The organism is Streptomyces sp. NBC_00258, from assembly GCF_036182465.1.
Lineage (GTDB): Bacteria > Actinomycetota > Actinomycetes > Streptomycetales > Streptomycetaceae > Streptomyces.
The window spans coordinates 4,867,787-4,885,748 of the sequence record NZ_CP108081.1; the positions used below are offsets into that span (position 1 = coordinate 4,867,787).

Genomic DNA, 17,962 nt, shown 5'->3' on the forward strand with positions numbered 1-17,962 from the left:
CGCAGACTCGGTACTCTCCCCGACCGTCCTCCCGGGCGTCGTCGGTGAGCCCGGGCAGCGTCCAACTTAGGACCGACGGCTGCGTCCTCACGCAGAGGCACGAAGCAAGGATGCCAGTCCGTCCGCCACCGCAAGCAGAACGCGGTCCGCGTACGGCCGACCGATGATCTGGACGCCAATGGGCAGTCCCTGGGCGGTCGTGGTCACTGGTACGACCAGGCTGGGGAGGCCGATGTGGCTGGTGAGGTTGGCCCAGCCGGTCTGGTCGAAGAAGTTCCGCTCCTGGCCGTCGACCGTCAGGGTGCGGCTGCCTGCCGGGATCGCGGGTGTTGGTGCGGCCGGTGTGACGAGGACGTCGTGTTCCGTGAAGAACCGCTGCCAGTCCGATCGAAGTCGTGCGCGTTCTTCGTTCGCGCGCAGCCAGCTGCGGTGAGTTTGGGTCCGGTGACGGAGGAAGATCGCGCGGGGGCTGGTGTCGTCGTCGTGCAGTTGTCGTGTGGCAGCGAGTTCAGCGGCAGCGGTTTCGTCGTTGGTGGTGGCCGTCGCGGTGGCATGCAGGAGCTGTTCGAACAGGCGTGTGGAGTCGGTGAAGCCAACAGGTCCGGGCACGTGTCGGACCAGGGCTCCGGCTGCGGTCAGAGTCTCCTCAAGGGTGACTAGGGCCTGTGCGGTCTCGTGGTCGACGGGGCAGTTCGGGTCATCGGCCCAGATCGCAATGCTCAAACGCTCGACGCTCTTGCCGACCGTCGGCAGATCTACGCGCCAGGGCGTGTCCTCAGCCGGTGCCGGTGTGGTGAGCGCGGCGAGCAGAAGGTCGAGGTCCCGGGGGTGGCGAGCCAGGGGGCCCGGCGTGACCATGTCGCTGCTGGTGAGCCAGCCCGGCGGCCGGGGAACATGGCCGCGGGCCGGAACGAGTCCGTGTGTCGGCCGCAGTCCGTACACCCCGCAGTAGTGGGCCGGCAGGCGCAGCGAGCCGGCAAGGTCGCTGCCGAGGTCGGCGGGGGTGAGGTGGGCGGCGACCGCCGCGGCAGGTCCTCCCGAGGAGCCACCGGCTGTCCGCGTTGGGTCGTGCGGGTTGAGCGTGGAGCCGAAGAGGGCGTTGTCGGTGTGGAGATCCTGGCAGTAAGCGGGGATGTTGGTCTTGCCCATGATCACCGCGCCCTGGTGGCGAAGCCGCGCGACTGCGTCGGCGTCCTGGTCAGGAATGTGGTCCGCCAGCTCCTCGGCTCCGCTGGTGGTGCGCAGGCCGGCCGTTTCGAAGCTGTCCTTGATGGTGATCGAAAGGCCGTCGAGGACCCCAACGGCCTCGCCGCGGGCTCGGCGTTCGTCGGCGGAGTGAGCAGCTTGCCGGGCCGCGTCGTCGTCGCGGGTGATGACGGCATTGAGCGTGGCAGCGTCGATTCGGTCGAGGTGGAGGTCGAGGAGCTCGCGGCTGGAAATCTCGCGGCGGTCCAGGGCGCGCAGTTGGACGTGGGCGGGCTGGCGGGTCAGGTCGGTCATGCGGAGGCTCGCTCGGAGTGAGGGGTGCGGGCGCGTTGGTGGGGGAGGTGGCGGGCGACGGCGAGGAGGGCATCGATGTCGTCCATGGGCTGGGTGGTCTCGGGGTCGGAATCGGCGAAGTCGGTGAGCCAGTCGGGATGGGGACGCTCGCCTGTCTTGCGGGCGGCGATGCCGGCGAGTATCTGGTCGGCCGTGACAGCGGCGTTCAGCTCTTCGCCAGAGAGCCCTCGCGCACTGTGGCGAGCTTCGCTGCTCTCGCGGACGCCTGCGTCGAGGTACTGGCGGATCACGAAGCGGCCGTCGCGGATCTCGACCGCCCGCCGGTAGAGCTTGAACCCGATGCTGCGGAAGCGGCGGCTCCGAGCGGGATCGCCCCGGTCGATTGGCAGACGGATCTCGGGCGCCTCGCTGTAGCAGGCCAGCCACAGGCGGCGCAGGCGGTAGTAGCTGAGGTGCTGCTTGAACCGGTACTGGACGTTCTTGGCCTGGTCGGTGATCGTGGGCACCAGCCAGCCGATGAGGGTGAGCATGGCGCCGACGTCGCCGCACGTCCAGGCGAAGTTCTCCCAGCCCGCGAGGGAAGTGCCGAAGGCGCCGGCGATCACGTTGCCGGTCCGGACGCCGCTGTATCCGAAGGTGACGACGGCACCCAGAGCGACAAGCCGCAGGCCGACGCGGACAGAGGTACGGCTGCTGCGCCCGGCAAGGCGCCAGCAGCCACGGGCGAGGAACACCTCACCGATCGTGTACGCGGTGACGTACAGGGTGAGATACGCGTCGTACATGTTGTCGTGCGCGTAGTACAGCGTGAAGTCGATCGGCCTGGGCGCGCTGGGCGTCAGCAGGGCGAAGAGCACCAGCAGCCCCGCGATCACTGCCAGGCCGGCGCCGAGCCAGGCCCGCGCTCTCCTGCGGGCGATGTCCGGGGGTGATCCCCAGTAGGTGAGAACCACCTGCTGGCAGGCGATCAGCGCGATCACGCAGCCCTGGGCCAGGGGAACGGAGATGTTCACGGTGCCCAGGACGCGGTCGAGGTAGTTCCACATCGGGGTGATGGAGAACAGGAACGATAGGCCCGACAGCAGGAAGACGGCGGCCAGGGCCGTGGTGGCGGGGTCGCGGCGCCGGGCGGGGATATCCCTCAGAAGGCAGAGGAACCCCAGGACGGCGACCACGAGGCTGATGGGGTGAAGCAAGTCCTTCACCGTCGAGCCTCCCGCCTGCGCAGCAGGGTGTGCGCGACCCGGTCCTGCACCTCGTCGCCGGAGGACTCGTCGCTGCGCAGCCACCGGTCGATGATCCCGCGCTGCAGGAGCGAGGCGAGGAGTTCGGTCTCGCGCTCCTCCGCCTCGTCGTACTTGGTCCGCCCAAGCATCATCTGCACGATGGCCGGGTCCATGGTGGTGATGAGCGCCGGCGCCAAGGCGGACATCGGGCGGGCCTCGTGGTGCCCAAGAAAGAGGTGCATGAACTCGTGAGCGATGATCTGATCTTGATGCAGGGGGCTGGTCCGCGGGTCGTAGAACACGTAGATGACGGCCTCAAGGACGGCACACGCCCCGCAGACCGACGGCGCCTGCTCTTGCGCCTGCAGGATCACTTCGCGCCCCGTACGACGAGAGACCTCGTCGCGTAGGTCGCGGATGTTCGTGACGTCGGGGAGCTTCAGCTCGGCCAGGGGGTCATCCTGGCGCCACCTACCCGTGGACCACATTTTCATTCCTTGATCATTTTCTGAACTATAGCCAGAATTCGGCTAGTTGGAGGGCGGCAGCCCCTCCATCTTTCGCACGCCGTCCACGAGACCGAGAACCGCTTCCTTTCCGTCCGCCGAGACGTCGGACAGGCGAAGGAGCACGTTTTTGATCTTGGAATCACGGAGCAATTCCAGCAACTTCAGTTCCTCTGCGGTCTTTTCGGCGACCTCATCGTCAAACCAATAGGCGGCCGGAACACCGAAAAAGCTTGCCAGGGCTTCAAGATGACGCTTCGTCGGATTGTCGCGGCGACCGGTGCGCAGCATCCACAGATAGGTGGACGTCACCGTCTCAAGCCCTCGCTCAGCCATCAGCTCAGCCACTTCAGCGTTGCTGTACGGGCCACGATCGGGCGGGTGGACCGCTTCAAACAGGCGATTGAGCCGGTCGCTGAGCTTCTTCGCATGAAGCCCCATCGGCTCCTCGGGTGGCTCTTCCATGATCCTTCCAGGGTGCGGGTTAACAATGGTTCAGCCACTGTACTCCGCGATTAACGCCAGTTGACGCACCGATCTTGCGTATGGAAAGTTCTACCTTGCAAACGCGCTCCGCGTTCGCCCGTCCATCCTTCGGGATGGTCTGCCCGTTTTTACCGATAGGTGCGCACGGTATGCGTGACACGTGTCACTTTTGCCTGGCGGGATTAGTCGCGTCCGTGATTACAGAACAAATTTGATCTTCGAATAGAAGGTACCGAGGCAATAGTGGGAACGCTCGATCCCCTTCGCGATGCCCGTGCGGGTAATTCCGTGAGGTCATTCGGGCACCGCGGCGCGCTGCCAGCCCTCGCCATACTCGTGGGCCGATGGGCGGCTCTGCGCCGCCGCGACTGCACCGGAGCGGCGCGGCCGTCTGCGCCCGCGGTGTGGGGCACTTCCCTCACCGCCATCGCCCGGACCGCCAACACCAGCCAGCGGTTCGCCGCCGACTTGCTCGACATGGCGGGTGCCGCCGAGCCCGCTGCCATGTTCGGCGACGCTGGACTCGCGCTGTTCGCCACTGCGCTGCGCTGTGGCATGAGACACGAGGGGGCGCAGTGAAGGTCATCTCCGAGTACGTCGGGGCGATCCGCCTGCTGCCCGTTTCGCGGCCCGCTGCCTCCACCCGTAGGCACAGGTGCCGCCGCCCTCCGTTGCGACTTGTAGAGAGTCCTTTAGCAAGGTCTGGATCTTGCCGCAGGGTCTGCATATGTTCGTCGTCCCCCGCCGGGCACCCCGCTCGGCGGCCAACGACGCTAGGAGCCACATGCGGAACGCGCGATCTAGCCGGGTGAGATAGCCCCGAGCACAGCGACGGCGTCCAAGGAGCGGTAACTCCCGGACGCCGAACGCCAAATGGTACTCCTGCCCCGGCAAGGGCGGAGATTTACCCACCTTCACCGCACCGGTCCTTTCCTACGAGGCACACCGGCGCGGGTTTCACTACGGAGGAGAGTCTTACATGCCGCCTGCCCTGCGCAAAGGGCCGGTGTCCCCGGCTCGCGCGGCAGCCGTCCTCGCTTCGCCGCCTGGCTCCCTGGACGCGTACCGGTTGCCCGGCGCCCTCGCGCCGGAGCCGGCCCCCAGCGCCCGGCCCGTTTGGGCGGTGACCCGATGAGCCGGGACACCCGCGAATGGGCGTGGGAGCACAGCGCCAGCCGCGGAAACGCGCGACTGGTTCTGCTGTCGATCGCCGACCGGATCCCCGACGAGCAGTGCGTCGCTTGGGCGTCCCTCACCTCGCTGATGAAGCGTACGAACGCGAGCCGCAACGCCGTGCGCGGCGCCCTGGTCGCGCTGGCCGAGAGCGGCGAACTCGAGGTGCTCGACGATCTCGGCGGACCGCAGCACAGCACGGTCTATCGGCTCCCCCGCGCCGCTGCATGGCTGGCCAAGGTCGCGGCGGCCCGGGAAAACGACCCCGGCGCGTACGTCGAGCCCCTGACGGACACCGACCCGGTACCCGAGCTGGACGACGAGCGGCTACGCAAGCACGGCATCTGGCCCAAGACCGGGTCCGAATCCGACCCCCGTCGTCAGGATCTGACCGGGTCGGAATCTGCACCCCCTCGTCAGAACCTGACCCCTCCCCGGGTCAGAATCCAACCCCCCTCCGGGTCTGAACCTGACCCCCAGAACCGTAGTGAACCGAAGGTGAACCGTAGGTACAGCAGCAGTGGTGCTGCTGACCTCACCTCCGCCGCGGACTGGCAGGCCGACGACGCGAGCCTGTCCTGGGCTCAGCAGCAGGGGCATCTCGCCCGCCTCGGCGAGCACGGCGTCCAGGCCGCCGACGCGAAGTGGCGCCACCACCGCAGCACCTGGAGCGCTCGCTCCGCCGCCGCCTGGGCTGCCGACTGGCGGGCCTGGATCGCCCGCGAGCACAGCCCCACCCCCCAGCGCCCGAACCTCTATGCCCTGCCCGGCGGCATCCCCGCGCCGCAGGCCGGCATGACCCGCGCCGACGCGCACATGGCCGCCCTGCTCGCTGCCGTCGATGAACCGACTGGAACGGAGTAACTACCTTGGACCGCCGCGAAGTTGCTGCCGTGCTCACCTATGTCGGCCGCCTGGACCCGCGCACCATCCGCACCGACGCGGGCGAGGCACGCGACCAGCTCGCCATGTGGCACGAGCTGCTCGGCGACGTCCCGATGGCCACCGGCCAGGGCTGGGACGTCCGCGAGATCGTCCGCAAGCGCATCGTGAGTTCGCCATACCCGATCCTGCCGGCCGATGTGGCCCGCGAATGGCAGGCGCACCGCCGCGACCGTCTGGCCCGGCACACCGACCCGACCCCGGCAGCCGACCCGGACAATCCGGAAGCCTGGCGGGCGGAGCTGCTGGCGGCGCGAGATGCCGTGGCTGCCGGAGTGGCCGCACCCTCGGCTCACCGCGGGATCACCGCGGGGCGACACCGGCCGGGACTCAAGGACCAGCTTGCCGCCGTCGGCTCCTACATCCCGCCGGCCGTGCGTGCCGAGCTGGCCCCGTACCGCCCGGCCCGCGCCGCCCGCGAAGCCGCCATCGCCGCCGGAGGACCCGACGTCTTGAGCGTGCCGTGCGACTGGTGTCACGCCGACAAGGGCGAGCCCTGCCGCCGCCGTCGCATCAGCCTCGACGGAAGTGCCCGGGGCAACGCACCGCGCGTCACAGCCCACCCCGGCCGCATCGACCGCGCCCTGGCTGCGCAGGCCCAGCAGGCATCCGCCGCCTGACAGCAGCCCCCTTCTCCACCAAAACGTTCCGACTCCGGTACGGCCCCACGCCGTACCCCGAGCCCGCCTCGAAGCGCCCGCCGCACCCCTGTCCACCCCCGGTGCCGAGCGACCCGCACCCACCGAGGCGACTTCCGGAGACCGTCATGCGCCACATCACCACCAACGACACCCCGCCCCCGACGATCCGGGGCATCGCCGACCACAGCTGGCAGGAACGGGGCTTGTGCCACGGCCTGCCGGCCAAGGAGATCGACGAGCTGTTCTTCCACGCGGCCCGCGACCGCACGGCCATCGACGCGGCCAAGGCGATCTGCGGCAACTGCCCGGTGAAGAAGGCGTGCTTCGACTACGCCCTCGACAACGAGATCCGCCAGGGCATGTGGGGCGGGCTCACCGAGGACGAGCGCCGCCCCTGGCACGCCCGAGTCAACAAGCGCCTGGACTACAGCCGCGTCAAGGCCGCGTTCGAAGGCCGCGACGTCCACCTCAGCGACGCCGAGCGCGACGCCGTCACCCGCCACGCCTACGTCCGCGGCTGGAGCCCCGAGCGCCTCGCCTACGCACTGCGGCTCGACCTCGACTGGGCGCGCGACCTGATGCGCAACGCCGCCCACGCCGTCGCCGACCGCGACCGTTACTGGGGGCAAGTCGACCCGGCCGAGGCAGCCGACGACGAGTACGTCGAGGACGAAGCCGCCGAGGACGCCGCCTCCCCGGTGCAGGTGCCCCGCCAGGCGCAGACCCACGCCCTGATCGCCGCTCTCCGAAAGGCCGCATGACTCACCTCCTCGCCATGCCCTCCCTCCTCTCTGGCATCGAGCCCGTCCACCTCGTCGCAGCCGTCGGAGTGCTCGCCCTGGTGCTCGGCGGATGGTCGATCCGGCGTAACCGGACCCCGGCGAGCGGCCCGCGCGCCGGCACGCCCGCGGTCTGGGTCGCGGCCCTCGCCGCCCTCAACTGCACCGCCTACAGCGCCGACACCAGCTGGCGGTTCGCCGCCGATTACCTCGACATGGCCGGCACGGTAGAGCGGGCCATGATGTTCAGCGCGGCCGAGCTGGCGCTGTTCGCGACGGCGCTGATGGCCCGGCAGAACCTGAAGACCCAAGGAGCACCCGGCCTGCCGGGTGGCCTGGTCTGGGTGATTACCGGGGTGCAGGTCATCCCGGCGTACGCCGAGTCAGGCACGGTGGGCGGCACCGTGCGGGCCTTCGTCGGCCCGGTCATGGCGGCCGTGCTCTGGCACCTGGCCATGGGCATCGAGCTGCGACTGCACAAGCCGGACGCCGCCTCCCAAGGGCTCCTGGCCACGCTCGGACGTGAAGTGCGGGAGCGTCTCCTCTCGCGCCTGGGCGTCGCCACCCGCAACCGCGATGCCGCGCAGATCACCAAGGACCGCGCGACCCAGCGGGCCGTGGCCCTGGCCTCCCGGCTGGCCGGGATACCAGAGAAGGAGCGTGAGAACGGCCGTGGCAGCCGGATCACGCGGCGGCTCCAGTCGGCTCTCGCACGATCCGGTGTCGGCACCGACCCGCAGCAGCGTCGCGCGCTTCTGGAGCAGCTGGCCGCCCGTCGGCACGCCACGGAGCTCGCCACCGTGGTCCTGCCGTCGCCCTGGATTCAGCCCGCGCGGGACCAGGACGCCGATCGCGGGGACCGGTCCCCTGTCCCCAGCGACGGTCCCCGAAGCACCGCATCGATCGGGGACCGTACAGAGGGGGACCGTCCGGAGCCGGGGACGGGACGTGAGCCCGACGGGGACCGTCCCCACCCGGACTCCGTCGGCAACGGGGACCGAGTCGCCGAGTCCGGCTCAAGCCTGCTGCGCGAGGGCCAAGAGGCGGCAGTTGGGGACCAGGACACCGTGCCCGCCGGGACCGAGGAACCCGACGACGGCGCGAGCGACAGTGCCGCAAATGTGCGCGAAGCCGCTGCTCAGGAGGGCACAGGCCCGTCCCCGGCGGCCATCACCATCGGGGACGAGGGCCGGGAGCACCCGGACGCCGAAACGGGGACCGAGCCCAACGGGGACCGTCCCCACACCGTCCCCAACGACGACGGGGACCGCGAACACCCCGACACCGAAACGGGGACCGACCCCAACGGGGACCGTCCCCACACCGTCCCAGTACGGCGGACGCCGAAGGCGAGGGCGTCCCGGAACCGGCCGCGCGGCGGTCAATCCCAACGGTCCCGGAAGCAGCCGAAGCTGAGCGTGGAGGAGATGGTCGAGCGGGTCCGTCCCCATGTGCCCGCGCTGCTGAAGCGGGACGGCAACGAGTCGCTGACCCGGGTTCAGCTGCGGGAGATCCTCCGTGCCCAGCAGATCCGGGGAGGGCGGAACGAGCGTCTGACGCCGGTTCTGCAGCGGCTCCGCGACGAGGCGGGCATCACCACGGCACGGAGTACGGCCCGATGAAGACCTGCCAGCGTTTCGCACACATCAAGTCCGGCTTCGAGCAGGACATCCGCTTCCTGCACGCTCACGCCGAGCGTCACCGGGGATCCGCGCCGGCGAAGACTAGCGCGAAGAACGCCATCTCGGTGAAACGGAACATGGCGCGGGCCTTGAACCGGCACCTCGACCGCTGCCCCGAGTGCGGCTGACGCTCGCAACCAAGCAGGTCAGGTGCCTGCTTCCGTCTTCCCGTCCGGTGGCCCGACCTCGGCCGGGCCACCGCCCTAGCACTGAAGGGACCCGCTATTACTGCCCGTCACCACCCGCGTATGCACCCACCGTCCACCGCCGAGGCCGCCGCCTGGGCGGAGGTGCTCGTAGGCCACCAGCTCCTGTACGCAGCCGTGCTGACCCCGGGCGGCCAGTGGCTCGTCCAGCACCACGCCGAATCCCTTGTCCACGTCCTCCACGGCCCCAGAGCCATGGTCGATCTGGCCGCCGAAATCCAGCACCGCATCCGCACCACGAGGAACCGCACTCGATGACGAACCCGACGACAACCCCCACTCCCGCGCCAGGCGAGCCGGAAACCAACTCGACCTCGTCGCGAGCAAGTTGGTGCAAGAGCATTGCTCCCGGTGGGAGCAATGCTCTTGCATCTCCCGCCCCGGGGGTGGCGGGAGCGGATCGGCACCAGGGGGCGCCGATCCGTCAGGATGCGACCGAGGGCGGCTCGCATCCTGAAGAAGGGGAGAACCACTCCTGCCACAGCACCGACTGCGCCCACACCATGCCGCCGAAACCCCACGTTCAGCAGCGTGAGCGCCTGCGCGACGAGAAGAAGCGCATGCACCAGCCGAGCTGCCGCATGAACGACGACGAGTACCAGCTCCTCGTCCGTGCTGCTGCCGCCTGCAACATGAGTATCGCCAGCTACCTTGCCCGCGCCGCGCTCAAAGCCGCCCGCAACCTCGACCGCACCGCCGCGGAAATCGCCGGCGAACGCGAGATGCTGAAGGAGCTGTTCGACCTGCGAACCGCACTGAACCGGATCGGCAACAACCTCAACCAGGTTGCGGCAGCCCTGAATTCGGACGAGCCCGCGCCGCAGGCCACGGCGGTCCTCTCTGCCGTCGACCGCATCTCCCTGCGTGTGGACGCCTTCCTCCGGCGCTACCTGGACGGCGAGCGTCCGGCTGCATGATCCCCAAAGTCCACGACATGGGCACGGATACCCGCGGCCTGGTGGCCTACCTGTACGGCCCTGGCAAGGCCGAGGAGCACATCGACCCCCACCTCGTCGCGGCGTGGGATCGCCTGGCCCCCGACCCCGGCCGCGACCCCGAGGCGACGTACGGCGACCTCCAGCGTCTGCTCGACCAGCCCGTCATAGCACTGCCCGAAAGCGCCAGGCCCGCCGAGCATGTGTGGCACCTGTCCGTACGCGCCGCCCCCGAAGACCCGATCCTCACAGACGAGCAGTGGGCGGACATCGCCCGCCGCATGGTCGCCGCCACCGGCATCGCCCCTGAAGGCGACGATGCCGCCTGCCGCTGGGCGGCTGTCCGCCACGCCGACGACCACATCCACATCATCGCCACCGTCGTCCGCCATGACGGCCGCCAAGCCCGCATCCGCCAGGATGGCGCCCGCTCCCAGGCGGAAGCCCGGAAGATCGAAGTGGACTACGGGCTACGCCGATTGAACGCCGGCGACGGAACCGCCGCCAAACGCCCCACCAGCGCCGAACGCCACAAGGCGAACCGCCAGGGCAAGGAACGAACGCCACGCGAGGAACTGCGAGAGACGGTGCGCCGCGCCGCCGCCGGCGTCGCCAGCGAGCAGGAGTTCTTCGACCGCCTGGCCGCCGCCGGCCTCTTGGTCCGCCAGCGCGTCGCACCCTCCGGCGATCTGCTCGGCTACAAGGTCGCGCTGCCCGACGACCGCAACGAGGACCAGGAGCCGATCTACTATTCGGGCTCCACCCTCGCACCCGACCTCTCCCTACCGCGCATCCGCGAGCGGTGGGCCGGCAACGGCTACGGCTCCGGACCCGGCCCCGAAGCCGCTGCGGACCGCTCCTCCGGCTCGGCGCGTGTCAACCCGTCGACCGCGCGGCGCCAGGCGACGACGGCGGTCTGGCAGGCCGTACTCGTCGTCGACCAGAGCGACGACGGGCAGATCGCCGCGCAGCTCGCCGCGGCTGGCGAGGTCCTCGACGCGCTCGCCAAGACCTCGGCCGCGCACACCCGGCGCGAACTGCGAGACGCCGCCTTCGCGTTCGAGCGGGCCACCCGCTCCCACATCCGGGCCGAACGGGGCCACGACCGTGGTCTGCGGCAGGCTGCCCGTGACCTCGTCTACGGCGGGCCGGCGCTCGGTCGTGGGGAGGACGGCGCCACCACCGCCATGTTGATCGACATGGTGTTCTTCCTGGTCACCGCCGCCGCCCACTGGCACAGGAAGAAGGAGCACGCCCAGCAGGCGGCTGCCGCCCGCCAGGCCGCCGAGCACCTACGCGCCGCTTACCAAGCCGCCGCGCCGATGTACCTGGGCGTCATGCACCAGCGCGGTCGGCGTCTGTCCCAGCCCCTGCAGCGCAAGCAGGCCGCCTACCTGCGCCAGGCCGTCCCGGAGCTGGCCGAGCAGGTCCTCACCGAGCAGGGCTGGTACGCCCTGGCCGCCACGCTCACCGATGTTGAGCACGCTGGGCACGACCCGGCCGTGCTCCTGGCCGAGGCCGCCGAGCGACGGGAGTTGGACACCGCAGACTCGATCAGCGACGTGCTCGTGTGGCGGCTGCGGCGCATGGCCGATCTCCCCGCCGACCCTTCCGCCATGCCCGAGCACACGGCCACCGCGCCCGCCACCGCCCGCGGTGCTGCGCAGCGTCCGACGCACCGCACCGACCGTCCCGCCAAGTCCCGCTGAATTCAACATTCTTAGAGTTGCAGCAGGTCAGGGACTTGCGGCACTCTCCTCGTGCAGGCGAGACGACAGAGATGGAGACGGCGTGTTCCGACGCAATCGTGCGGACCGAGAGTTCCGTGAAGCCCAGCGTGCCGGCCAGGCGGTGCTGGCGATGCACACCGAGCTGCCGCTGCCGGACGCACCCTGCCCTGTCGCTGCCTCGGCTGCGCTGGCGGCCACGGTGGTGCCCGACTTCCTGCCGCCGGACTTCCGGGCGCCGTCCCGCCAGGACGTCTCGGGATTCATGATGCGCTGGGACCTGCCGCTCGTCATCGACGGCGAGGTTCACGCGTGCCACTGCGGTGCGTACCGAAACTGGATCGTCTTCAACATGCGCGACGACTCGGTGTGGCTGCGCTGCCCGGCTGGCCACGAGACGGAGGAGACCCGACTGGACACCGCCTGGTACAACCGCAACTCCGGTCCGATCGACCACTTCCACCCCACCCTCGAAGACGGACTGCACCACCTCGGCCACTAAAGCCCCGAAACCCCTTCCCTCACCCCTGCGTTCGTCGGCGCCCAGAGGGCCGACCCGGTCAGACCATCCGTCTCGCATCACCAAGGGGTTTCCGCATGCGCCGTTCCACCACGACCGCCCTCGGCCTCGGCACCGTCTTCACCGTCCTCGCCCAGACCGGCTGCTCCAGCCACACCGAGCCCGCCGACGTCTCGGCCGCATCCTCCGCACCCGCACACCGAGGCGGCAGCTCGGCATCCGCGCCGCTGTCCTCGACCCAGCTGAACCAGCGGCTGCTGAACGAGAGCGACCTGGGCGAGGGCTACACCCGCAAGCCCGAGCCCGCTCGCAGCAACGACGACGTCACCGTCATCGGCTGCCCGGCGCTGGAGAAGCTCGGCAGCGACGCGGCCACCGGCTCCGGCCTCGACTTCAGCCGCAAGGCAAAGGCGTCCTTCACCTACACCGGCAGCAGCAGCTCCGAGGTCAGCGAGGAGCTGTACAGCGACAGCGCCGCGAAGTTGTCCAAGAGCATCGGGAAGATCTTCGACGCGATGCTCTCCTGCCCCACCTACCAGGTGACGTCGGGCAGCACCGTCGTCGACATGGGCACCGCGAAGACGTCCGCGCCGGACCTCGGCGACGAGCAGTGGAGCCAGCTGCTCACCTACTCCGCCAGCGGGCAGCGCAGCGTCGTCAAGCAGACGGCGATCCGCACCGGCAGCATCCTGCTGATCGTCTCCGGCTCGCCGGGCCTCGTGGACGCCCACCTGGGCGAGGCGGTCGCCAAGGCTCGCATCGCACGCTGACCCGCTCCTCCACCTGACCCGGTGTCCGGGCCTGTCCTCCCGACAGGCCCGGACACCGGGGTTTCGGCGCATGGGGCGATCAGCCGTCGAGACGGAGTTCGCCCGGCTCGTAGCGGAGTTGGAAGGTCTGCGCGTGCTCCCCGTGCATCCAGTACAGGGTCATGGTCGACAGCATGCTGCGCTTGATATACCGGGTTCGCGAAGGCATTCCTTCGTCCTGTTCGACGATCCAGGCTTCCACCCGCTCTGGCAGACCGAACCGCAACGCGTATGCCTCTGGGTGCTCCGCGGAGCGCAGTTCCCAAACCGGATGTGACGCTGCCTGATTGATGCGACGCAGGCGCACCGCGTGCGTGGGGTGCGCTCTCGCGTAATCCACGAAGGCGTACAGATCATCCGATGCCAGTCCCAAGACGAACGGCGCGGCAGGGAAGGCCAAGACAAGACCCAGTTGCGACCGGCTGTGCAGGGCCTGCGCCAGGTAATCGAGTGGGCCTCGAATCGCATCGGGCAGGTCCACGTCGCCCGCGTCCATTTCCAACAGCGGGCCACGAAGATACGTCCGTATCTCGTGCACCTTCGGCCGCTCGGCCGCGGGGGTCACTTCGAGCGCTGCGTGAATGGTGTCGGCCGTGGTCTTGACGAGATTCCGCAGGACGGCGAAGTCCGGTGCGGAGAGGTCGATCAGGGATATCTGGTGGGCCAGCGCGTAATCCTGCGCCTCCGGGCTGAAGCCGGACGTAGAGAAGATCGCGTAGCTATAGCGGTATCGCGTCCGCGGCCGGCCTGTCCCCGGAGCGGTGAGCGTGGTGGTCTCGCCCTCGTTCACATCGTGGATCACACCGTGGCCGTTGCGCACAGTGGGCAGACCAACTGGAGCTGTGGTCAGGTACTTTGCCTCGACGAACAAGCGGACCGGCAGTGAGAACGGCGGAACGTACCGGAACTGTCCGAGCGCGTCGACCTGGTGCCACGCCCCGCGTCCACGGACCAGCAGACCGTTCTTGTCCTTCTTCAGCACCTTCCACGGCTCTTTGTCCTTGTCGTCGTCGGCAGTGAGGACTTCGAAGCCGCTGGAGCGCAACAGCCAGGCCAGCACCTCCTCCAGGAGGTAGCCGCGCAAGGGTCCTTTGCCGATCACTTTGCCTGCCACGACGGGGATCCTATGCGCGGTCTGGATCTTCGTTCCAGGGTCCCCTCAGGCGCGCGGCTGCCGGGGTACGGCGAAGGCCCGGCGGTTCTCCTCCCGCGAAGAGAGTGGAACCACCGGGCCTGGAAAAGGGGCATCACCCCGCCGATCCCCCGCCTCGGCCACCGGCTCTGAGCTGCCCGTCAGCCGCGGCGGACGACGGTGAGACGGTCCTTCGCGCCTTCGGGGAGCGTGCGGCGCGGTACCGGGCCGGGTGCGGCGAGCGAGGAAGCGAAGGCGGCGACGAGCTCGTGTGGGGCGCTCGCGCTGAAGCTCGCACACCACAGATACGGCGCCCCGAGCACGGGCTCCGCCCACGCCTGCCAGCCCAGCAGGTCATCGCGGGGGTCGGCGTCGTGGATGAGCGGCGGCAGCATCTCCAGCGAGACGTTCGTGGAGAAGCCCGGGTCGGTGGCGGTCGTACGCGGGCGGTCCATGTCGCGCAGCCAGCCCCGGGTGCCGAGTGCGGTGAGGACCGACTCGGCGTTTTCGAGCCCGGCGTCGGGGGTCTCGCTGGCGTCGAGCGCGAGCAGGAAATCGGTGAGCGCCTCGTGCGGTACGCCGGCGGTGAAGTACGCGTTCCACTCGGTCAGGGCCGAGGCAGGGTATGGACGGGCCGACAGCTGCCAGGCCACCGGGAGGCCGCCCAGCTCGAACGGGTAGGCGGCGAGGATCCACTCGGCGCCGCGCAGGCCGTCGGGGCTCACATAGAGCAGGGTGCTGCGGGAGGTCGGCCACATGCGCCAGCCGAGGTCGGTCAGGGTGTCGCCGATCCGCTCGGCGAGGACGCCGTCATCACCGGCCAGGTGGCGGGGTGTGACCCAGTACATCGAGTCCGGCGAGTGGGGGTGGGAGGGATCGATGGGGTGGTGCGGGTGCAGGGGCGCCTCCGTCAGTTCGAGGTTGGATCACTGGCTGGTGTTCGGCCCGGTTGCGCCGCGTCGGCGGCGCGAGGGTCCCTCGGCCGGTGGTTGCCAGGTCAGAGCGACAGCCACGGCGGGCGGCAGAGGGCCGAACTGCTCGGCCTCCGGGGACTCGGCGATGTAGACCATCGGCCGGCCGTGCTCGTCCACCGCTTTCTCCACGCCGCCCAGACGGTGGGCCATGGGAAAGAAGGGGTTGACGGCGAGACGGACGGGCGTGTTGCGGTCGCAGACGGACAGCAGGTCGAGAATGTCACCGACGGTCATCTCGGGCGAGTGCGGGTCCAAGGCGTTCTCCTAGCGGTAGCGGACGGGGCCACGAGAGCTGGGGCAGGGTACGCGGCGCGTACGAGGGGAAGCGGACGTGCCGGTCACAGGGGCTGGGAGGTGGCCAGGATCTGGGCCACGACAACAGCGATGATCTCCGCCGGGGTCTCCGTACCGAAGGACATCCGGTAGCCGGGAACGTTCGCGGTGCCGGTGACCGCGATCACCCAGCCCTCGCCCGTCACCCAGTCCTCGTCCGCGCCGCCGGGCCGGCCGTTCGGGAAGTAGCCGAGGTAGAACCGGCCGTCGTGCGAGCTGACGTGCACGTCGGCGCGGTCGTCGACGATGTGGGTGAAATCGGCCTCCGAGAACTGGTCGACCACCTCCATCGCCTGACCGGCACCGAGCTTCCAGGAGCGGAGCCGCAGGGCCGCGACCGTGGTGGCGAATCCGGGTTGCGCCGCATCCAATGCCACAGCATCACCTCTCTGACCTGGGGTTTTTCGGAAGGTCGTTCAGGTTGACATGCCGTTGCAGCGTCCACCAGTCCTTTGGGTGATCTTCTTGTCTGCCACCGGCGAACTTGTCCTTGGACAGTGAAGCCAGTCGTCTGCCGCGCCCTGACCCGCGACGACTAATTTGATTGGCAAGGAGCTCGACATGATCGCCCCGCCGCCACCGGGCACCGGGCACCGGACACCGGGCACCGGGCACCGGGCACCGGGCACCGGGCACCGGGCCAGGATGGCGCGCCAGCCCGCCGTAGTGGCTGGCGGTTTCCTTGGCGCGCCCGGTGACGCTCAGCCGCACCCCGTCACGAACGATGGTTCTCGTCTCGGCAGCGGCGTCCGTCAGGAGATCGTGGTCCGCCAGGACGCGCCGAGTTCCGCGAGCTGCCCACGAAGTACGCCGCGCTGCTCCTCCAGGTCCTGCGAGGCCGGCGACAGGAGATAGACGTTGTCGCGGTACAGGCGGAACCCGATGCGCTCCCACCCCTGGGCGATCTTGGCGTTCACGCGGTCCCACTCCGATCTGTCCGTCAGACGCTGACTGCTGAGGTCCGTGATGCCGGGTGAGCAGGCGATGGCCCGGCATCCGGGCATGAGCCGGTGGATCGCCTCGATGCCGAGTACGGCCGCTAGGCCGTGCCCGCGCCACTGCGGATCCAGCGTCACTCGATCCATGACGAGCAGTGCGGAACCGACGTACTCCAGCAGCTCGCCGACCTCGCTGGTGAAGGAACCCGTCTGCGGGTCGAGGAGGACCTGGGCGGTCTCGTACAGCTCCTCGGACTCCTCTTCCATGGCCCAGTAGGCGTTGCGGCCGCGGTCAAGATGCACCCGGTAGAAGGTCATCTCCCCGACGGCGACATCCTCCGTCGTGCACGACGGGCAGTCCACGGTCTGGTAGGCGGCGCCCGCCGCCGGGCCTTGAGCTCCGTCATGTGTACGTCGGCGGTGCAGGATGGCGACGTTCCACCGCTCCAGCGTGTCGGCCTGCGGGGTATCCCACAGTTCGTCATCGAAGGAGATCCGTAGGTGGAGCTCGGTGGGATCGCCCGGCAGCGAGGAGGACTCGATCACTGCGGCAGCGTAGCGAGGCACGTGCGGCACGCCTGTCCCTCGGCAAGACCGCAGGAGCTGCCGCCGCCGGCGGGCATACGCCGGGCGACTTCGGGCGGGGCGAGGCGAACGGGCTTACGCGGCATGGTCGTTCACGACCGCCACTCCTTTCGCCGGACCTGTCGACCGCAGTCGGTCGCGAGGCTCGTGCGAGTGGTGTGGCGTTCGTCCGCTTGCATTTCTCGCACAAGGAATCGAACATGTGTTCATGCACGTCGTTTCGCCTGGTGAGCGAGGGACTCCGGAGGCGACCGGAGCCAAGTCCGGCACGCTCTCCAGCCTGCTCCTGGGTGGGAAGCTGCCCCGCGGCGCGGTGGTGAGCGCTGGGGGCGACCTGCCCCTGCTGATCGCGTTGGCCGCGGAGGCCGCCACCGACGGCGGCGCCTGGGCAGCGGTCGGTCTGCCGCAGCTCGGCGGGCTGGCTGCGGCGGATGCCGGTTTGGACCTGGCGTGCGGGCTGGCCGTACCCGAGCCGGGAGAGCGGTGGCCCGAGGTGCTGGCGACGGTGTGCGAGGCGGCGCCGGTGGTCTTGCTCGGCCCCGTGGGGCAGGTGGCCTTGCGTACGAGCCGTCGCATTGCGGCCCGCCTGCGGCGCTCCGGCACGACGCTGCTGACCTGGCAGGACTGGCCGGAGGCGCAGCTGCGGCTACGGGTGGCCGAGGCACGCTGGGACGGGCTCGGGGACGGCTTTGGTCTGCTCGCCGGCCGGCGTGCCCGTCTGGTGGTGGCTGGTCGGGGTGCTGCGACGCAGCCGCGGCATGCCGAGGTGTGGCTGCCGGGGCCGGACGGCTCGGTGCAGCTGATCGCCGAGCCCGCGGCCATCGCCAGCGCGGATGTGGTGCCGCTGCGGCCCGTCACCGCGGGGTGA

At 69.7% G+C, this 17,962-nt stretch carries 21 protein-coding genes; 12 read left to right on the forward strand and 9 right to left on the reverse strand.

What is annotated here, in order from left to right:
- Positions 1-87 precede the first annotated feature (87 nt).
- Genes OG718_RS21535 through OG718_RS21550 form a run of 4 tightly spaced genes read right to left on the reverse strand, consistent with a single transcriptional unit; the run spans position 88 to position 3,697 of the window.
- Entirely contained in the window at positions 88-1,500 is a 1,413-nt protein-coding gene (locus OG718_RS21535) for an amidase family protein (protein WP_328844883.1), read from the reverse strand.
- Positions 1,497-2,705, reverse strand: a complete 1,209-nt coding sequence (locus OG718_RS21540; protein WP_328844884.1) for an MAB_1171c family putative transporter — start codon at positions 2,703-2,705, stop codon at positions 1,497-1,499. Before OG718_RS21540 ends, OG718_RS21535 begins: the two co-directional genes overlap by 4 nt.
- Positions 2,702-3,214, reverse strand: a complete 513-nt coding sequence (locus OG718_RS21545) for a hypothetical protein (protein ID WP_328844885.1) — start codon at positions 3,212-3,214, stop codon at positions 2,702-2,704. The genes OG718_RS21540 and OG718_RS21545 overlap by 4 nt, the downstream gene beginning before the upstream one ends.
- Before the next feature lie 42 nt (positions 3,215-3,256).
- Positions 3,257-3,697 carry an XRE family transcriptional regulator gene (locus OG718_RS21550; protein WP_328844886.1) on the reverse strand — a complete coding sequence of 147 codons (441 nt, stop codon included), beginning with the start codon at positions 3,695-3,697 and terminating at the stop codon, positions 3,257-3,259.
- A gap of 309 nt (positions 3,698-4,006) precedes the next feature.
- On the opposite strand from OG718_RS21550, the gene OG718_RS21555 reads away from it, so the two are divergent.
- The 11 genes from OG718_RS21555 to OG718_RS21605 all read left to right on the forward strand — a co-directional run bounded on the left by OG718_RS21555 (position 4,007) and on the right by OG718_RS21605 (position 13,093).
- A complete protein-coding gene (locus OG718_RS21555; protein WP_328844887.1) occupies positions 4,007-4,297 on the forward strand; it encodes a hypothetical protein in 291 nt (96 codons plus the stop codon).
- A 552-nt stretch (positions 4,298-4,849) separates the two neighbouring features.
- Positions 4,850-5,755, forward strand: a complete 906-nt coding sequence (locus OG718_RS21560; protein WP_328844888.1) for a helix-turn-helix domain-containing protein — start codon at positions 4,850-4,852, stop codon at positions 5,753-5,755.
- A gap of 5 nt (positions 5,756-5,760) precedes the next feature.
- Positions 5,761-6,453, forward strand: a complete 693-nt coding sequence (locus tag OG718_RS21565; RefSeq protein WP_328844889.1) for a zinc finger domain-containing protein — start codon at positions 5,761-5,763, stop codon at positions 6,451-6,453.
- Positions 6,454-6,599: 146 nt separating this feature from the next.
- On the forward strand, positions 6,600-7,235 hold the full coding sequence (locus tag OG718_RS21570; RefSeq protein ID WP_328844890.1) for a WhiB family transcriptional regulator: 636 nt from the start codon (positions 6,600-6,602) through the stop codon (positions 7,233-7,235).
- The gene (locus OG718_RS21575; protein WP_328844891.1) at positions 7,232-8,875 is read left to right on the forward strand and encodes a hypothetical protein; all 1,644 of its coding nucleotides are present in this window, start codon (positions 7,232-7,234) and stop codon (positions 8,873-8,875) included. The genes OG718_RS21570 and OG718_RS21575 overlap by 4 nt, the downstream gene beginning before the upstream one ends.
- The gene (locus OG718_RS21580) at positions 8,872-9,063 is read left to right on the forward strand and encodes a hypothetical protein (protein WP_033531004.1); all 192 of its coding nucleotides are present in this window, start codon (positions 8,872-8,874) and stop codon (positions 9,061-9,063) included. The genes OG718_RS21575 and OG718_RS21580 overlap by 4 nt, the downstream gene beginning before the upstream one ends.
- Positions 9,064-9,183: 120 nt before the next feature.
- Positions 9,184-9,399 carry a hypothetical protein gene (locus tag OG718_RS21585; protein WP_328844892.1) on the forward strand — a complete coding sequence of 72 codons (216 nt, stop codon included), beginning with the start codon at positions 9,184-9,186 and terminating at the stop codon, positions 9,397-9,399.
- A 128-nt stretch (positions 9,400-9,527) separates the two neighbouring features.
- Complete coding sequence (locus tag OG718_RS21590) at positions 9,528-10,058, forward strand: plasmid mobilization protein (RefSeq protein ID WP_328844893.1); 531 nt, start codon at positions 9,528-9,530, stop codon at positions 10,056-10,058.
- A complete protein-coding gene (locus tag OG718_RS21595; RefSeq protein ID WP_328844894.1) occupies positions 10,055-11,785 on the forward strand; it encodes a relaxase/mobilization nuclease domain-containing protein in 1,731 nt (576 codons plus the stop codon). Before OG718_RS21590 ends, OG718_RS21595 begins: the two co-directional genes overlap by 4 nt.
- 82 nt (positions 11,786-11,867) lie before the next feature.
- The gene (locus OG718_RS21600) at positions 11,868-12,305 is read left to right on the forward strand and encodes a hypothetical protein (protein ID WP_328844895.1); all 438 of its coding nucleotides are present in this window, start codon (positions 11,868-11,870) and stop codon (positions 12,303-12,305) included.
- A gap of 95 nt (positions 12,306-12,400) precedes the next feature.
- Positions 12,401-13,093 carry a hypothetical protein gene (locus OG718_RS21605; protein ID WP_328844896.1) on the forward strand — a complete coding sequence of 231 codons (693 nt, stop codon included), beginning with the start codon at positions 12,401-12,403 and terminating at the stop codon, positions 13,091-13,093.
- A 79-nt stretch (positions 13,094-13,172) separates the two neighbouring features.
- Here OG718_RS21605 and OG718_RS21610 read toward each other — a convergent pair whose 3' ends face one another.
- The 5 genes from OG718_RS21610 to OG718_RS21630 all read right to left on the reverse strand — a co-directional run bounded on the left by OG718_RS21610 (position 13,173) and on the right by OG718_RS21630 (position 17,055).
- The gene (locus OG718_RS21610; protein ID WP_266586660.1) at positions 13,173-14,246 is read right to left on the reverse strand and encodes a hypothetical protein; all 1,074 of its coding nucleotides are present in this window, start codon (positions 14,244-14,246) and stop codon (positions 13,173-13,175) included.
- A 179-nt stretch (positions 14,247-14,425) separates the two neighbouring features.
- Positions 14,426-15,112 carry a DUF317 domain-containing protein gene (locus OG718_RS21615; protein WP_328844897.1) on the reverse strand — a complete coding sequence of 229 codons (687 nt, stop codon included), beginning with the start codon at positions 15,110-15,112 and terminating at the stop codon, positions 14,426-14,428.
- Between the two features lie 78 nt (positions 15,113-15,190).
- On the reverse strand, positions 15,191-15,472 hold the full coding sequence (locus OG718_RS21620) for a hypothetical protein (RefSeq protein ID WP_328847801.1): 282 nt from the start codon (positions 15,470-15,472) through the stop codon (positions 15,191-15,193).
- Between the two features lie 104 nt (positions 15,473-15,576).
- A complete protein-coding gene (locus OG718_RS21625; protein WP_328844898.1) occupies positions 15,577-15,948 on the reverse strand; it encodes a DUF317 domain-containing protein in 372 nt (123 codons plus the stop codon).
- A gap of 375 nt (positions 15,949-16,323) precedes the next feature.
- A complete protein-coding gene (locus OG718_RS21630) occupies positions 16,324-17,055 on the reverse strand; it encodes a hypothetical protein (RefSeq protein ID WP_328844899.1) in 732 nt (243 codons plus the stop codon).
- Positions 17,056-17,302: 247 nt separating this feature from the next.
- Here OG718_RS21630 and OG718_RS21635 point away from each other — a divergent pair, with 247 nt between their 5' ends.
- Positions 17,303-17,962 (forward strand): hypothetical protein, encoded by a 660-nt coding sequence (locus tag OG718_RS21635; protein WP_328844900.1) that lies wholly within the window; start codon positions 17,303-17,305, stop codon positions 17,960-17,962.

What these genes read in the sequence shown, in the direction of transcription:
- OG718_RS21535 (WP_328844883.1), bottom strand. Translation starts at nt 1,500, where the DNA reads ATGACCGACCTGACCCGCCAGCCCGCCCACGTCCAACTGCGCGCCCTG.
- OG718_RS21545 (WP_328844885.1), bottom strand. Translation starts at nt 3,214, where the DNA reads ATGTGGTCCACGGGTAGGTGGCGCCAGGATGACCCCCTGGCCGAGCTG.
- OG718_RS21550 (WP_328844886.1), bottom strand. Translation starts at nt 3,697, where the DNA reads ATGGAAGAGCCACCCGAGGAGCCGATGGGGCTTCATGCGAAGAAGCTC.
- OG718_RS21560 (WP_328844888.1), top strand. Translation starts at nt 4,850, where the DNA reads ATGAGCCGGGACACCCGCGAATGGGCGTGGGAGCACAGCGCCAGCCGC.
- OG718_RS21570 (WP_328844890.1), top strand. Translation starts at nt 6,600, where the DNA reads ATGCGCCACATCACCACCAACGACACCCCGCCCCCGACGATCCGGGGC.
- OG718_RS21575 (WP_328844891.1), top strand. Translation starts at nt 7,232, where the DNA reads ATGACTCACCTCCTCGCCATGCCCTCCCTCCTCTCTGGCATCGAGCCC.
- OG718_RS21580 (WP_033531004.1), top strand. Translation starts at nt 8,872, where the DNA reads ATGAAGACCTGCCAGCGTTTCGCACACATCAAGTCCGGCTTCGAGCAG.
- OG718_RS21585 (WP_328844892.1), top strand. Translation starts at nt 9,184, where the DNA reads ATGCACCCACCGTCCACCGCCGAGGCCGCCGCCTGGGCGGAGGTGCTC.
- OG718_RS21595 (WP_328844894.1), top strand. Translation starts at nt 10,055, where the DNA reads ATGATCCCCAAAGTCCACGACATGGGCACGGATACCCGCGGCCTGGTG.
- OG718_RS21605 (WP_328844896.1), top strand. Translation starts at nt 12,401, where the DNA reads ATGCGCCGTTCCACCACGACCGCCCTCGGCCTCGGCACCGTCTTCACC.
- OG718_RS21615 (WP_328844897.1), bottom strand. Translation starts at nt 15,112, where the DNA reads ATGTACTGGGTCACACCCCGCCACCTGGCCGGTGATGACGGCGTCCTC.
- OG718_RS21620 (WP_328847801.1), bottom strand. Translation starts at nt 15,472, where the DNA reads ATGACCGTCGGTGACATTCTCGACCTGCTGTCCGTCTGCGACCGCAAC.
- OG718_RS21635 (WP_328844900.1), top strand. Translation starts at nt 17,303, where the DNA reads ATGCACGTCGTTTCGCCTGGTGAGCGAGGGACTCCGGAGGCGACCGGA.